At 71.4% G+C, this 14,193-nt stretch carries 10 protein-coding genes; 3 read left to right on the forward strand and 7 right to left on the reverse strand.

All coding sequences use genetic code 11. The features are described 5' to 3' along the window. Positions 1–77 precede the first annotated feature (77 nt). The 7 genes from ACFVST_RS28145 to ACFVST_RS28175 form a co-directional block, all read right to left on the reverse strand. Positions 78–1,154 carry an oligopeptide/dipeptide ABC transporter ATP-binding protein gene (locus tag ACFVST_RS28145; RefSeq protein ID WP_390156414.1) on the reverse strand — a complete coding sequence of 359 codons (1,077 nt, stop codon included), beginning with the start codon at positions 1,152–1,154 and terminating at the stop codon, positions 78–80. Next, positions 1,151–2,200: an ABC transporter ATP-binding protein gene (locus ACFVST_RS28150; RefSeq protein WP_390156423.1), complete on the reverse strand. Its 1,050-nt coding sequence runs from the start codon at positions 2,198–2,200 to the stop codon at positions 1,151–1,153. The genes ACFVST_RS28145 and ACFVST_RS28150 overlap by 4 nt, the downstream gene beginning before the upstream one ends. Positions 2,201–2,307: 107 nt before the next feature. Beyond that, positions 2,308–3,264 carry an ABC transporter permease gene (locus ACFVST_RS28155; RefSeq protein ID WP_390156415.1) on the reverse strand — a complete coding sequence of 319 codons (957 nt, stop codon included), beginning with the start codon at positions 3,262–3,264 and terminating at the stop codon, positions 2,308–2,310. Then, positions 3,261–4,352 (reverse strand): ABC transporter permease, encoded by a 1,092-nt coding sequence (locus tag ACFVST_RS28160; RefSeq protein ID WP_390156416.1) that lies wholly within the window; start codon positions 4,350–4,352, stop codon positions 3,261–3,263. Before ACFVST_RS28160 ends, ACFVST_RS28155 begins: the two co-directional genes overlap by 4 nt. Positions 4,353–4,408: 56 nt before the next feature. After that, the gene (locus ACFVST_RS28165; RefSeq protein ID WP_390156417.1) at positions 4,409–6,307 is read right to left on the reverse strand and encodes an ABC transporter substrate-binding protein; all 1,899 of its coding nucleotides are present in this window, start codon (positions 6,305–6,307) and stop codon (positions 4,409–4,411) included. A 414-nt stretch (positions 6,308–6,721) separates the two neighbouring features. Continuing rightward, positions 6,722–9,985: an SCO5717 family growth-regulating ATPase gene (locus ACFVST_RS28170; RefSeq protein ID WP_390156418.1), complete on the reverse strand. Its 3,264-nt coding sequence runs from the start codon at positions 9,983–9,985 to the stop codon at positions 6,722–6,724. 343 nt (positions 9,986–10,328) lie between these two features. Beyond that, on the reverse strand, positions 10,329–10,625 hold the full coding sequence (locus ACFVST_RS28175; protein WP_390156419.1) for a DUF397 domain-containing protein: 297 nt from the start codon (positions 10,623–10,625) through the stop codon (positions 10,329–10,331). Positions 10,626–10,782: 157 nt separating this feature from the next. On the opposite strand from ACFVST_RS28175, the gene ACFVST_RS28180 reads away from it, so the two are divergent. The 3 genes from ACFVST_RS28180 to ACFVST_RS28190 all read left to right on the forward strand — a co-directional run bounded on the left by ACFVST_RS28180 (position 10,783) and on the right by ACFVST_RS28190 (position 14,151). After that, positions 10,783–10,965 carry a hypothetical protein gene (locus ACFVST_RS28180; RefSeq protein ID WP_390156420.1) on the forward strand — a complete coding sequence of 61 codons (183 nt, stop codon included), beginning with the start codon at positions 10,783–10,785 and terminating at the stop codon, positions 10,963–10,965. A 231-nt stretch (positions 10,966–11,196) separates the two neighbouring features. Further along, a complete protein-coding gene (rpsO, locus tag ACFVST_RS28185; protein ID WP_390156421.1) occupies positions 11,197–11,484 on the forward strand; it encodes a 30S ribosomal protein S15 in 288 nt (95 codons plus the stop codon). Between the two features lie 441 nt (positions 11,485–11,925). Next, positions 11,926–14,151 carry a polyribonucleotide nucleotidyltransferase gene (locus tag ACFVST_RS28190; RefSeq protein WP_390156422.1) on the forward strand — a complete coding sequence of 742 codons (2,226 nt, stop codon included), beginning with the start codon at positions 11,926–11,928 and terminating at the stop codon, positions 14,149–14,151. Positions 14,152–14,193: the final 42 nt, after the last annotated feature.

The raw sequence follows: 14,193 nt of genomic DNA on the forward strand, positions 1-14,193 counted from the left end.
CTGAAGCCGCGGCGGCGGGAGCAGAGCTGAGGGGGAGGTGCCCGGCCGGGCACCTCCCCCTCAGCTCTGTCCCGTTCTCAGGAGGCGGTGCCGTCCGCGGGCGCCAGGGTCTTCACACCGCCGTTCTCCTCCGCCCCGAGGGTGCTGGCCCAGTGGCAGGCGACCTGGGTGGCGGCGCCGCCGGAGAGGACCGGCAGATCCTCGGTACGGCAGGCCTCGGCCACCCCGGCCCGCTCCGCCGCACCGCTCGCCAGGATCTGGCAGCGGGCGTGGAAGCGGCAACCGCCCGGTACCCGCGAGGGGTCCGGCGGCTCACCGGTGAGGACGATCTCCTCGCCCTCCGCCTCCGGCAGCACCGACAGCAGGGCCTGCGTGTAGGGGTGGCGGGGGCGGGTGAGGACCTGCTCCACATCGCCGGTCTCCACGATGCGGCCCAGGTACATCACGGCGACCCGGTCCGCGATGTTCCACGCCAGACCCAGATCGTGCGTCACGACCAGGGCGGCCAGGCCGAGTTCGTCGCGCAGCCGCAGCATCAGGGCCAGGATCTCGCCGCGCACCGAGGCGTCCAGGGAGGCCACCGGCTCGTCCGCGACGAGGAGTTCGGGCTCCAGCACCAGCGCGCCCGCGATGACCACCCGCTGCCGCTGCCCGCCGGACAGCTCGTTCGGGTACCGCAGCAGGAAGCGCTCCGGGGGCCGCAGCCCCGCCCGGGACAGCGCGCCGGTGACGGCGGCCCGCTCGTCGCCCGCGTACCCGTGGATCCGCAGGCCCTCGGCGACCGCGTCGTACACGGTGTGCCGGGGGTTGAGGGAGCCGCTCGGGTCCTGGAGGACGAGTTGGACGCGCTTGCGGTAGGCCTTGAGGGCGCGGGCCGAGTAGTCCAGCGGGCGGCCGCCGAAGGTGACCCGGCCGCTGGTGGGCTGGACCAGGCCGAGCAGGGAGCGGGCGAGCGTGGTCTTGCCGCAGCCCGACTCGCCGACCAGGGCGACGATCTCACCGGGCCTGATGTCCAGGTCCACCCCGTCCACCGCGCGGGCGGGGGCGGCGCCGCGGCGGCCGGGGAAGGTGATGTGCAGGGCGTCGGCGCTGAGCAGCGGCTCCGTGCCGCCGGGGGCGGCGGCCGGCGCCTCGGGGGAGTCGGAGATGGTCATGTGCTGCTGCTCCTCGCCTCATCGGAACCGCCGGAGTCCTCGCCGCCGGTCTCCCCGCCGCCGTCCGCCGCGGGAGCCGAACTCCCCGCCTCCGCAACGGACTTGGCCGTACCGTCGGCAGCGCTGCCGTCCGCTTCCGGCAGCCCGGTCTCCGCGTGGACGCAGGCCGCCCGACGTGCCGGGCCCGCCGGGCGGAGGGCCGGGTCCTCGGTGCGGCAGATGTCCACGGCCACCGGGCAGCGCGGATGGAAGGTGCACCCGGCGGGCAGCGCCGACGGGTCGGGCGGATCGCCGGGCAGTCCGCGCGGCGCGAACCGGGACGAACGGTCACCGATCCGCGGGAACGCCGCCGACAGGGCCCGACCGTACGGGTGCCGGGCGTGCTCGTAGATCTCGCGGGCGGGGCCCTCCTCGACGACGCGGCCCGCGTACATCACGGCGAGCCGGTCGCAGGTGTCGGCGAGGACCGCCAGATCGTGGCTGATCATGATGAGCGCCAGGTCCTGCTCGCGGACCAACTCCTCGATCAGGCGCAGGATCTGCGCCTGGATCATCACATCGAGCGCGGTGGTCGGCTCGTCCGCGATGATCAGGTCCGGGTCGCAGGCGAGGGCCATCGCGATCATCACCCGCTGCCGCTGCCCGCCGGACAGCTCGTGCGGGTACGCGTCGAGCCGCGCCCGCGGCAGGCCCACCTGCTCCAGCAGATCACCGGCCCGGCGCCGGGCCGCGGCCTGGGTCGCCTTCTGGTGCAGCAGGATCGGTTCGGCCACCTGGTCGCCGACGCGGTGCACCGCGTTGAGCGAGTGCATGGCCCCCTGGAAGACCAGGGAGGCACCCGCCCAGCGCACCGCCCGCAGCCGGCCCCACTTCATGGCGAGCACGTCCTCACCGTTGAGCAGGACCTCCCCGGTGACCTCGGTACCCGGTGGCACCAGCCGCAGCAGGGCCAGCGCCAGCGTGGACTTGCCGCAGCCCGACTCCCCGGCGATGCCCAGTTTCTGACCGGCGTGCAGAGTGAAGTCCACCCCGCGCACCGCCCGCATCCCGCCCGGGTACGTCACCTCCAGGCCGCGCACCTCCAGTACGGGGGGCTTCACCGCACCGTCGCCGGCGGGCTCTTCGGACTGCTCCTTGCGCAGTGTCCCGGTGCTCAACGGGCCACCCCCAGCTTCGGGTTGAGGACCGACTCGATGGTCCGGCCGCACATGGTGAAGGCCAGCGACACCAGGGCGATGGCGATACCGGGCGGTGCCAGATACCACCAGTCGCCGGCACTGACCGCGCCCGCCTCCCGGGCGTCCTGCAACATGCCGCCCCAGGAGGTCACGGTCGGATCGCTCAGCCCCAGGAAGGCCAGGGTCGCCTCGGTGAGGATGGCGTTGGAGATCACCAGCGTGGTCTGGGCGAGCACCAGCGGCATCACATTGGGCAGGACATGCCGCAGCATCACATGCAGATGCCCGCCGCCCAGGGCGCGGGCCCGCTCGATGTACGGGCGGGACTCCACGGCCAGGGTCTGCGCCCGTACCAGCCGGGCCGTGGTCGGCCAGGTGGTGACACCGATGGCGATGATCACCGTCCAGATGGAGCGGCTCATCACCGTCGCCAGCGCGATGGCCAGCACCAGCGTCGGCATCACCAGGAACCAGTCGGTGACCCGCATCAGCACCGTGGCGAACCAGCCGCGGAAGTGGCCCGCGACGATCCCCACCACGGTGCCGATCGCCACACAGAGGAAGGCGGCGAGCAGTCCCACCGTCAGCGACACCCGCGAGCCGTACACCAGCAGGGCGAGGACGCTGCGGCCGAACTGGTCGGTGCCCAGCGGGAAGTCGCCGCTGGGCGGGGCGAGCGGGCCGCCGGAGGCATGGGTGACGCTCTGCGAGTCGGAACCGACCAGCAGCGGCGCGCAGATCGCCACCAGCGCGATCACCAGCAGCCCGCCCAGGCCCCACAGCCCGGCGCGATGGCTGCGGTAGGAGCGCCAGAAGCGGGCCGCGGCGAGGCGGCGCCGGGCGCGGGCCAGGGCGCGCGGGCTCCGGCCGGGGTCCTTCGGGACGTCCGGGCCGGGCCCGGCGTCCTTCGCCGTCAGGGAATCGGCAGTCATCGGCCCACCCGGGGATCGAGGAGCGGATACAGCAGGTCGGCGGCGGTGTTCGCGAGGATCACCGCGGTCGCGAAGACAAAGAACAGGGCCTGTACCAGCGGCAGGTCGGGCACGCTCAGCGCCTGGTAGAACAGCCCGCCGAGGCCGGGCCAGGAGAACACCGTCTCCACCAGGATCTGACCGGCCACCACATTGCCGAGGTTGACGAACACCAGGGTGAATGTCGGCAGCATCGCGTTGGGCACCGCGTGCCGCCGCCGCACCAGGTCGTCCCGGAGGCCCTTGGCGCGGGCCGTGGTCAGGTAGTCGCTGCCCATCTCGTCCAGCAGCGAGGACCGCATCACCAGCAGGGTCTGCGCGTAGCAGACCGCCACCAGGGTGATCACCGGCAGCACCATGTGCCGGGCCACGTCGGCGGCGTAGGCGAAGCCGTGCAGCCCGCCGGTCTCCAGACCGCCGGTGGGGAAGAGGCCGGGGATCGGCCCGAGGCCCACCGCGAGGACGATGATCAGCAGCAGCCCCAGCCAGAACGAGGGCACCGAGTACAGCGTCAGGGCGAGCGCGGTGTGGAAGCGGTCGCTGCGCGAGCCGTTGCGCCAGGCGCTGCGGGTGCCCAGCCAGATGCCGAGCGCGGTGAAGATGGCGAACGAGGTGCCGGAGAGCAGCAGCGTCGCCGGCAGCGCGTCGGTGATCTTGTCGATCACGGGCGAGTGGAACTGGAACGAGGTGCCGAAGTCGCCGGTGAGAGCATCGCCCACGTAGGTGGTGAACTGCTTCCACATCGGCTGGTCGAGGCCGAACTGGTGCCGCAGCGTCTCAAGTTGGGCGTCCGACATACGGCGCCCGCCGGTCATCTGCTTGACCGGGTTGCTGGGGATCAGGCGGAACAGGAAGAAGCTCGTCACCAGCACCGCGAACAGGGAGATGATCGCGCCCGCGATCTTCCCCGCCACGTACCGGAGATAGGCCGCTGTGTTGCCGGACCCGGGGCCGCGGGCGGCCGGGCCCTTGGCGCCGGGGCCGCCGTCCGCTTCCGCCGGAGGGGCCGCGTCCGCGGCGAGGCTTGGGGTGGTGCTCTCAGCTACCATGCGGTGCTCTCCCGGGCATGGGCCCCGGGCAGGTGCCCGGGGCCCGCTGGCTCACGTTACTCACGCTCTTCCGCGGTGGCCGAGCGGCGCCGCGCGAGGAACACACCGGCACCGGCGACGACCACCACGGCCACCGCGATCCCGACGATCATCCCGGTCGAGGAGCCGGACGAGGAGTCCTTGCCGTCCGCCGGAACCGCCGACCACCAGCTCCAGTAGCCGTCCTGCCCGTAGATGTTGCCCGCGGCGGTCGGCATGGTGGTGATCGACTTGATCTGGTCGGTGCGGTACGCCTCCACCGCGTTCGGGTACGCCATGACGCTCATGTACCCGGAGTCGTACAGCCAGGACTGCATCTGCTTGACGTAGTCGGCGCGCTTCGCCAGGTCGTACTCGGCGAGCTGCTTGCCGTACAGCTCGTCGAACTTCTTGTTGCAGATGTAGTTGTCGGTGCCGGCCGTCTGCTTGGCGACGGTGGGGAGCGTGGCGCAGGTGTGGATGCCGAGGACGAAGTCCGGGTCCGGGTTGACCGACCAGCCGTCGAAGGCCAGGTCGTACTCACCGGCGGCCCAGGGCACCGACGGGTCGTCCAGGCAGTTCAGCTTGAGGCCGATGCCGAGCTTGCCCCACCACTCCTTGAGGTACTTGCCGACCGCCTTGTCGTTGGGGTCGGTGGCGTGGCACAGCATCCGGAGGTTCAGCGGCTTGCCGTCCTTGCCGAGGCGCTTGCCGTCCTTCAGCTTGTATCCGGCGTCGTCGAGCATCTTGGCCGCCCGCGCCGGGTCGTAGGCGAGCGACTGGTCCGCGGACGGCTTCCAGAAGTAGTCCTTGAAGCGCGGCGGGATATAGCCCTCGCCCTGCACCGCGTGGCCCTGGAAGACCTTGTCCACGATGGTCTTGCGGTCCACGGCGAGGAACAGCGCCTGGCGCACCTTCTGGTCCTGGACGGCCTCACTGCCGTTACCGAACTTCTTGCCGCTCTTGGTCCGCGCGCCCGGGTTGGCGGCTATCGAGTAGAAGCGGCGCCCGGGGCCCTCGTTGACCTTGATGTCCGGCTCGCCCTTGAGGGAGGCGGCCTGAGCGGGCGTCAGCGCCGGCGAGCCCGCCACGAACGAAACCTCGCCCTTGCGGAGCGCGGCGACCGCGGCGTCCTGGTCCTTGTACGTCTTGAAGACCAGCTCGTCGAACTTGGGCGCACCGCGCCAGAAGTGCTTGTTGGCCTTCAGCTTCACGTACTGGTCGACCTTGTACTCGGTCAGCGTGAAGGGGCCGTTCCCGACGATCGGGAACTTCTTGTCGTTGTTGAACTTCGAGAAGTCCTTGACGTCCTTCCAGATGTGCTCGGGCACGATCGGGATGTCCAGGGCCGTCATGGTCGCCTGCGGCTTCTTCAGCTTCACCACGAGCTCGGTGGGGCTGGGCGCGGTGACCTTCTCGAAGTTGGTGACGAAGCTGCCGTTGGCGGTGGCCGCGGCCTCGTCCGTCATCATCTTGTTGAAGGTGAACGCGGCGTCCGCGGCGGTCGCCTGCTGACCGTCCGACCACTTGGAGTCCGACCGGATCGTGTACGTCCAGGTCAGCTTGTCCGCCGAGGTCTTCCACTTGGTGGCGAAGCCCGGGATGACGTGGTTGTCCTTGGGGTCGAAGCTGGTCAGGTACTCGTACATCAGACGGTGCACGCTCGTACTGACCAGCTTGGTGGCGAGGAACGGGCTGAGCGAGTCCACGCTCTGCGAGACCGCGACCGTGAGGGTCTTCTTCCCGCTGTCGCTCTTGCCGTCCGCGGCGCTCGCCTGCTGGGGGGCCGGGTTGAGCGGCGTGGCCAGGGAGGCGCTGAGGGTGAAGGCCGCGGCGCCCGCGGCGAGCAGCAGCCTCAGCCGTCCGCGCCGCGGGCGCCCGCCGGGGCGTGCCGCGCTGGGGGCTTGTGCTCTGCCGTACTCATCTTGTGTGTCCATGGGTCGGTGACCTCGCGTCATCGCTCGCGCCGGAAAAGCCTGCGCAGGGAAGGCTGACGAATCCTTCTAGGATCATCTGATGGATCTTGGCGTGCCGGTTGGGTTGATGAGTGTGTATCAGCGCGCCAGAGCCAGAGTCAACGGCCGATGGACCCCATGTGGCCTGCGGAAATAACAAGTTGAACCCGAATCGGCGCACATTGGTCTAGAACTGTGACGCCTTGCTGGCCAGGGCCTGACGCCCGGCCCGCAGCCAGGTCCGGGCCCCCGACCCCGAACATCACGTACGAACCGGGCATACGGGACGTCAATCCGGAGTCGTTGAATCCGCCGAACGTGTGAGACGGACGAAGGGGCGCCGACCGGATCCGGCCGACGCCCCCTCGGAACGGTCGCCCCTCGGGGCGGACCGGATCAGGACCCGTGCGGGGGTGCCTGCGGTCCGCCGTGCGACGGCGGCTGCGGTGATTGCGGCGGCTGCGGCGCGGGGTGCGGTTGTGCGGGCGGCTGTGGCTGTGGTTGCTGGTACCCGGGCCGGCCCGGGTACTGCTGGCCGGGGGACGGCTGCTGTCCGTGCTGGCCGGCGTTCGGCAGCGGCGGGGCGATCTGCGGTGGGGGATTGCCGTCCGAGGTCCACAGGCCGTTCGCCTTCTGATGGCGTGCGAAGTCCTCGGCCACCAGCGCCGACAGATTGAAGTACGCCTCCCGGACCTTGGGCCGCATCATGGCCAGGTCGACCTCGGCCCCCGCCGAGAGGTGCTCGTCGAACGGCACCACGACAACCCCGCGGCACCGCGTCTGGAAGTGCCCCACGATGTCGTCCACCTTGATCATCTTGCCGGTCTCGCGGACCCCGGAGATCACCGTGATGGAGCGCGAGACCAGATCCGCGTAGCCGTGCGCCGAGAGCCAGTCCAGCGTGGTGGAGGCACTGCTCGCACCGTCCACCGACGGCGTCGAGATGATGATCAACTGGTCGGCCAGATCCAGCACCCCGCGCATCGCGCTGTACAGCAGCCCCGTCCCCGAGTCGGTCAGGATGATCGGGTACTGCTTGCCCAGCACATCGATGGCCCGCCGGTAGTCCTCGTCGTTGAACGTGGTGGAGACCGCCGGGTCCACATCGTTGGCGATGATCTCCAGCCCCGACGGCGCCTGCGAGGTGAACCGCCGGATGTCCATGTACGAGTTGAGGTACGGGATGGCCTGCACCAGATCCCGGATGGTGGCACCGGTCTCCCGGCGCACCCGGCGGCCGAGGGTGCCCGCGTCCGGGTTGGCGTCGATCGCCAGGATCTTGTCCTGCCGCTCGCTGGCCAGCGTCGCCCCCAGCGCGGTCGTGGTCGTCGTCTTGCCGACGCCGCCCTTGAGGCTGATCACGGCGATCCGGTAGCAGGACAGCACCGGGGTGCGGATCAGTTCCAGCTTCCGCTGCCGCTCCGCCTCCTCCTTCTTGCCGCCGAACCTGAACAGCGAACCGCCCAGCGCCCGCCCGCTCTTGGCCCGCTGCCGCTTGGAGTTGAGCAAGCGCTCCGAGGACAGCTCCACGGCCGCGGTGTACCCGAGGGGCGCCCCCGGATTGGTCGGCTGCCGCTGGTCGTGCCGCACGGCCTGCGGCCACGCCTGCCCGGTCCGCGGATCCACTCCGGACTGCCCACCGGGCTGGCCCTGTTGGGCTTGCTGACCTGGTTGGACCTGCTGGGCTTGGGGTTGCGGTTGGGCTTGGGGCTGAGCTTGAGGCTGCGCGTATGCCTGGTTCTGGTTCTGGTTTTGGTTCTGGTGCTGATTCTGGTTCGGATTCTGGCTGTGGGCCTGGGAGTTGGTCTGGGGTGGGAGGGGTGCCTGGCCCGGTTGTGCGGAGTTGCCGGGGTACGCGGGGGACTGCGCGCCGGGCTGCTGGGCTCCGGAGTGGGGGAAGCCGTAGCCGCCCTGGTCGGTGGCGGTGGGCTGGGCCTGGGACTGCGGGAATCCGTATCCGCCGGCGGACTGCGCGGAGGCGTCGGCCTGTTGCGGCAACGGCAGCAACTGCCGTGTCGCATCCGGGAGTTGGGCCGACTCGGGCTGTGCGACGCCACCCGCATGGGGCGTGCCGTGCTGCTGGGGGAACCCGTAACCGCCGTGCTGGGGGCGGGACTCGGGCGGGGTGGCGGTCCCGGGGTTCTGCGGCGTCTGCTGCGGGAAACCGTAGCCACCGCCCTGCCCGGTGGCCGGAGGCTGGGCCTGCGGTTCGGGGTGGGGCTCGGGCTGCGGTTCGGCCGGGGGCTGGGGCTGGGCTTGGGGCTGAGGGAAGCCGTATCCGCCGTGCTGGCCGGTGGCCGGGGGAGTGGCGGGGGGCTGCGGGGACCAGGTACCGGGCGTACTGGGCGCGACCTCCGGCGGCGGAGGCGGCGCGGGCTGCTGCTCGGAAGGCGTCTCGGGCGCGGACTGCTGCTGCCCGTACGGGAGTTGGGCCTGCGGCTGGTCCTGCTGGGGGCGCTGCCCGAACGGGGCCTGCGACTGCTCCGGCTGCGGGCCGGGCGGCGCGGGAGGAGTCTGCGGCGGTACGGCGGGTGGCTGAGGTGTGGCGGCCGGGGTGGTGGGCGGCGGCGGGAAGGCCTGGGCGCGGGGCTGCGCCGGAGCTTCGGGCTGCCGCGGTGCGGACGGCTGGGGCTCGGCGGGCTGGAAGGAGGGCGGCAGCGGCGGCAACCCGCCCTGCGCTCCCGACGGCCGCTCCCAGGGTGAGGCCGCCCGATCCCGCTCCCCACCGGGCACGGCGTCCTGCACACCGTCCTCGGGCACGGCGTCCTGCACACCGTCCTCGGGCACGGCGTCCTGCACACCGTCCTCGGGCACCGCGTCCTGTACACCGTCCTCGGGCACCGCGTCCTGTACGTCCTCCGCCGACTCGCCCTCACCGTCCCGCTCACCGGCACCCCGTACATCGGCCGGAGTCGACGCGCTCCCGGCATCCGTCCGCTCGGCGTCCCCCTCGCCGTCCGTGACCACGACCGCGTCCGCGGAATCAGCGGCCGCATCCTCCGCCCGGGCCTGCGCACTCCCGTCCCCGGGAGCGGCACCGCCGTCGGACGCGGCATCAGCAACGGACTCGCGCGCGGAACCGGCACCGGAATCGGACGCCGAATCGGAACCCGACCCCGACTCGGCCGCCGAGCCCTCGTCCCCGGCCGCCTCGCCCGTACCGTCGCCCGGGGTCCCGGCAGCCGTATCGCCGGGGCCGGCAAGGGAGTTGGAGCCGGAATCGGTGTCCGAGTCGGTGCCCGTGGTCTTGCGCAGATTGAGTCCGCCGCCGGGCCGCGGGCCTGTGTCGGTGTCCTCGGGGGACAGGCCGAGCGCGGCCAGTTGGCGCTTGAGCGCCACCTTGGAGATCCGCATGGTGGCCCCGCTGTCCAGGTCCCCGTCGTCCTCCGGCTCTGCGGGCGGCGTGGGCGGCCGGGCGTCCCAGGGCTGACCAGGACCGGCCTCCGGCGCCGGTGGCGCGTCCTCCTGGGCCGGGGGAGCGTCCTGCGGAGGCTGCGCGGCGGCCGAGCCGGCCCCGTCCGACGGGTGCTGGGTGTACCAGGCGGGCGGCGCGTAGTCGATGGTGAACTCCCCCGACGGCTCGCCGGTGGCCGTGGCGTCGGACTGGTCGTCGCCGGGTGTCTCCCAGCCCCCGCGGTTCCCGTCCCGATCGCTGCTCACAATGCCTCCTGCTGTGGTGGAACACCTCTGGCGCTTACGGGGGCGACTGTGCCGCCGGCCGCGGTCCTCGGTCCTGGACGCGGTCGGCCATCCCCCTCGGCGCCGCCGACCCGGGCCGGGCCACCGCGGCGCAACGGGCCCAGCCTAATCACTGGGACCGCCGCTACGGCAGGGCTGTCCGCCCCCATTGACGGCCAGTTACCTCACATCCACGGCCGGCCCCTGCCCGCCGCGCCTCCCCGTCCCCTGCCCGCACATCGCCGGTGCCACGCCCCGCGCACGCCGGCGGGGCGGCCCTCCGATCCGGAGGAACCGCCCCGCCGAGGCCCGTCGGACACCGCCGTCAGCCGGCGTCCAGGCCCCCGTTGCGCTCCGTCGGCACCAGGTCGAACTCGCCGTCCCGCGCCCCGAGTACAAAGGCACGCCACTCGGCCTCCGTGTACCGCAGCACCGTCTCCGGATCCAGCGAGGACCGCATAGCGATCCCGCCGCCGGGCAGATCGGCGATCTCCACCCGCTCCTCGTGCTCCTCGGTACCGGGGGCGCTGCGCCACTCGACACCGGAGATGTCGAGTGCGTAGAGCTCGTCCTTCTCCCGTTCCTTTCGGGCCTTCACCTCGGGGTCCAGCTCAGCGGCCATATGGAACGTTCCCTTCACGCGTCGGACGCACTGCGTGCCTCAGCGTAGCCGCGTCGGGCGGCTGCCGTGCGGCCTCCTGTCACACCCCGGCACGGACCTGTCACCACCGCGTGACCGCCGTATCCGGGCCCCGCCGCGGGCGGCTACGGTCCCGCCCATGACCTCGGAGACCCTGCACACACTGGCCCTCAGCGGTTACCGCCACCACAGCTACCACCACGGGCACTACGGCTCCCACCACGGCTCCGGCGGCGGGATGCCCTGGGGCTGGATCGTGCTGCTGCTGATCGTCGTCGCCGCCATCGGGATCTGGGCGTACCAGCGGGAGCAGGGCAACTGACGTACCGGGGCGGGCGGTTGAGGACGGGGCGCCGGGTGCGGTGGCCGTCCGGTCCGGCCCCGTCCGACGTGCTGGTAACCTGTGCCCTGGCCGTTTGTGTACGCGCCCGCGGATTCCCGGACCGGGAGCTGCGGGCAGCGCCCAGCGGATCCCCGCCTCCCGAGTCACGGAAGCTCCCCTGAGAAAGAGACCAGGGGCACTCGGTGGCATCACGAAGCTCAAGGAGTTCCAGTGTCGCTCGACGCCGCAACGAAGAAGCAGATCATGTCCGAGTTCGCCACCAAGGAGGGTGACACCGGCTCCCCCGAGGTCCAGGTCGCCCTGCTCTCGCGCCGGATCACGGACCTGACCGAGCACCTCAAGACGCACAAGCACGACCACCACTCCCGCCGCGGTCTGCTCATCCTGGTCGGCCAGCGCCGCCGGCTGCTGCAGTACCTGGCCAAGAAGGACATCCAGCGCTTCCGTGCGCTGGTCGAGCGCCTCGGCATCCGCCGCGGTGCGGCCGGCGCCCGCTAGGACGGTGTGCGAGGGAGCGGTTCCCACCCCGGGGGCCGCTCCCTTCGCCGTACGGTCCCGGTACCGGGCGGCGGCTCTGCGTGCGCACTGTCACCGCGGGTTTGTACTCTGGTGGCAGCAATGAGCAAGCAGACGTGAAGAGCAAACGCAGAGAAGCAGAGAAGTGAAGAAGTAGCGGGACCGCGTCGGCGCGCAGCGCGCGCGGACACACCGCAGACCAGGAGAGGCGCACCCCGCCGTCGCCGGTCCTCGGTAGTGGCCCCCGGGAAGAGGCGGCAGCGCCGCCCCGCACCCCGGGTGCTTCGATCGAAGACCGGCAAGCAACCACGGCGCGCTTCTCCGCCCGGCCCCCGCCACACGGGCGCGGACCGCCCCCGCGGCCACACGGGCCGCCGGGGGCACAAGACGACACGTAGACGACACGTAACGGAGAAACCGCCGGTGGAGAACGAGACCCACTACGCCGAAGCCGTCATCGACAACGGCACCTTCGGCACCCGCACCATCCGCTTCGAGACGGGCCGCCTGGCCAAGCAGGCCGCCGGCTCCGCCGTGGCGTACCTGGACGACGACACCATGGTGCTGTCGGCCACCACCGCGTCCAAGAACCCGAAGGACCAGCTCGACTTCTTCCCCCTCACGGTGGACGTCGAGGAGCGCATGTACGCGGCCGGGAAGATCCCCGGTTCCTTCTTCCGCCGCGAGGGCCGTCCCTCCGAGGACGCCATCCTCACCTGCCGCCTGATCGACCGCCCGCTGCGCCCCTCCTTCAAGAAGGGCCTGCGCAACGAGATCCAGATCGTCGAGACGATCATGGCGCTCAACCCCGACCACCTCTACGACGTGGTCGCCATCAACGCCGCCTCCGCCTCCACCCAGCTCGCGGGGCTGCCCTTCTCCGGCCCGATCGGCGGCACCCGCGTCGCCCTCATCCGGGGCCAGTGGGTGGCCTTCCCGACGCACACCGAGCTGGAGGACGCCGTCTTCGACATGGTCGTCGCCGGCCGTGTGCTGGAGGACGGCGACGTCGCGATCATGATGGTCGAGGCCGAGGCCACCGAGAAGACCATCAAGCTGGTCGAGGGCGGCGCCGAGGCGCCCACCGAGGAGGTCGTCGCTGCCGGTCTGGAGGCCGCGAAGCCCTTCATCAAGGTGCTCTGCAAGGCCCAGGCCGACCTCGCCGCCAAGGCCGCCAAGCCCACCGGCGAGTTCCCGATCTTCCTGGACTACCAGGACGACGTCCTCGACGCGCTCACCAACGCCGTCCGCGACGAGCTGGCCCAGGCGCTCACCATCGCCGGCAAGCAGGAGCGCGAGGCCGAGCTGGACCGCGTCAAGGCGCTCGCCGCCGAGAAGCTGCTGCCGCAGTTCGAGGGCCGCGAGAAGGAGATCTCCGGGGCGTACCGCGCGCTGACCAAGAAGCTGGTCCGCGAGCGCGTCATCAAGGAGAAGAAGCGCATCGACGGCCGCGGTGTCACCGACATCCGCACCCTGGCCGCCGAGGTCGAGGCCATCCCGCGGGTGCACGGCTCCGCCCTGTTCGAGCGCGGCGAGACGCAGATCCTGGGCGTCACCACCCTCAACATGCTGCGCATGGAGCAGCAGTTGGACACCCTCTCCCCGGTGACCCGCAAGCGCTACATGCACAACTACAACTTCCCGCCGTACTCCACCGGTGAGACCGGCCGGGTCGGCTCCCCCAAGCGCCGCGAGATCGGCCACGGCGCCCTCGCCGAGCGCGCCCTGGTGCCCGTGCTGCCGGCTCGCGAGGACTTCCCCTACGCGATCCGCCAGGTGTCCGAGGCACTCGGCTCCAACGGCTCCACGTCCATGGGCTCCGTCTGCGCCTCCACCATGTCCATGCTGAACGCCGGTGTGCCGCTGAAGGCCCCCGTCGCCGGTATCGCCATGGGCCTCATCTCCCAGGAGATCGACGGCGAGACGCACTACGTCACCCTCACCGACATCCTCGGTGCCGAAGACGCCTACGGCGACATGGACTTCAAGGTCGCCGGCACCAAGCAGTTCGTGACCGCCCTCCAGCTCGACACCAAGCTGGACGGCATCCCGGCCTCCGTGCTCGCCGCCGCCCTCAAGCAGGCGCGCGACGCCCGGCTGCACATCCTCGACGTGATGATGGAAGCCATCGACACGCCGGACGAGATGTCCCCCAACGCCCCGCGGATCATCACCGTCAAGATCCCCGTGGACAAGATCGGCGAGGTCATCGGCCCCAAGGGCAAGATGATCAACCAGATCCAGGAGGACACCGGCGCCGACATCACCATCGAGGACGACGGCACCATCTACATCGGTGCCGCCGACGGCCCCTCCGCCGAAGCCGCCCGCGCCACCGTCAACGGCATCGCCAACCCGACGATGCCCGAGGTCGGCGAGCGGTACCTGGGCACGGTCGTCAAGACCACCACCTTCGGTGCCTTCGTCTCCCTGCTGCCCGGCAAGGACGGCCTGCTGCACATCTCGCAGATCCGCAAGCTGGCCGGCGGCAAGCGCGTGGAGAACGTCGACGACGTCCTCGGCGTCGGCCAGAAGGTCCAGGTCGAGATCGCCGAGATCGACTCCCGCGGCAAGCTCTCCCTCATCCCCGTCCTGGAGGACGAAGAGGGCGAGAAGAACGACGACACGAAGGACGACGCCGCCAAGTGACGTCCCACCGCTCCACGGCGACGGCCCGCACCTCATCCGGGG

The sequence above is a fragment of the Streptomyces sp. NPDC058045 genome (assembly GCF_042885635.1).
Taxonomy (GTDB): Bacteria; Actinomycetota; Actinomycetes; order Streptomycetales; family Streptomycetaceae; genus Streptomyces.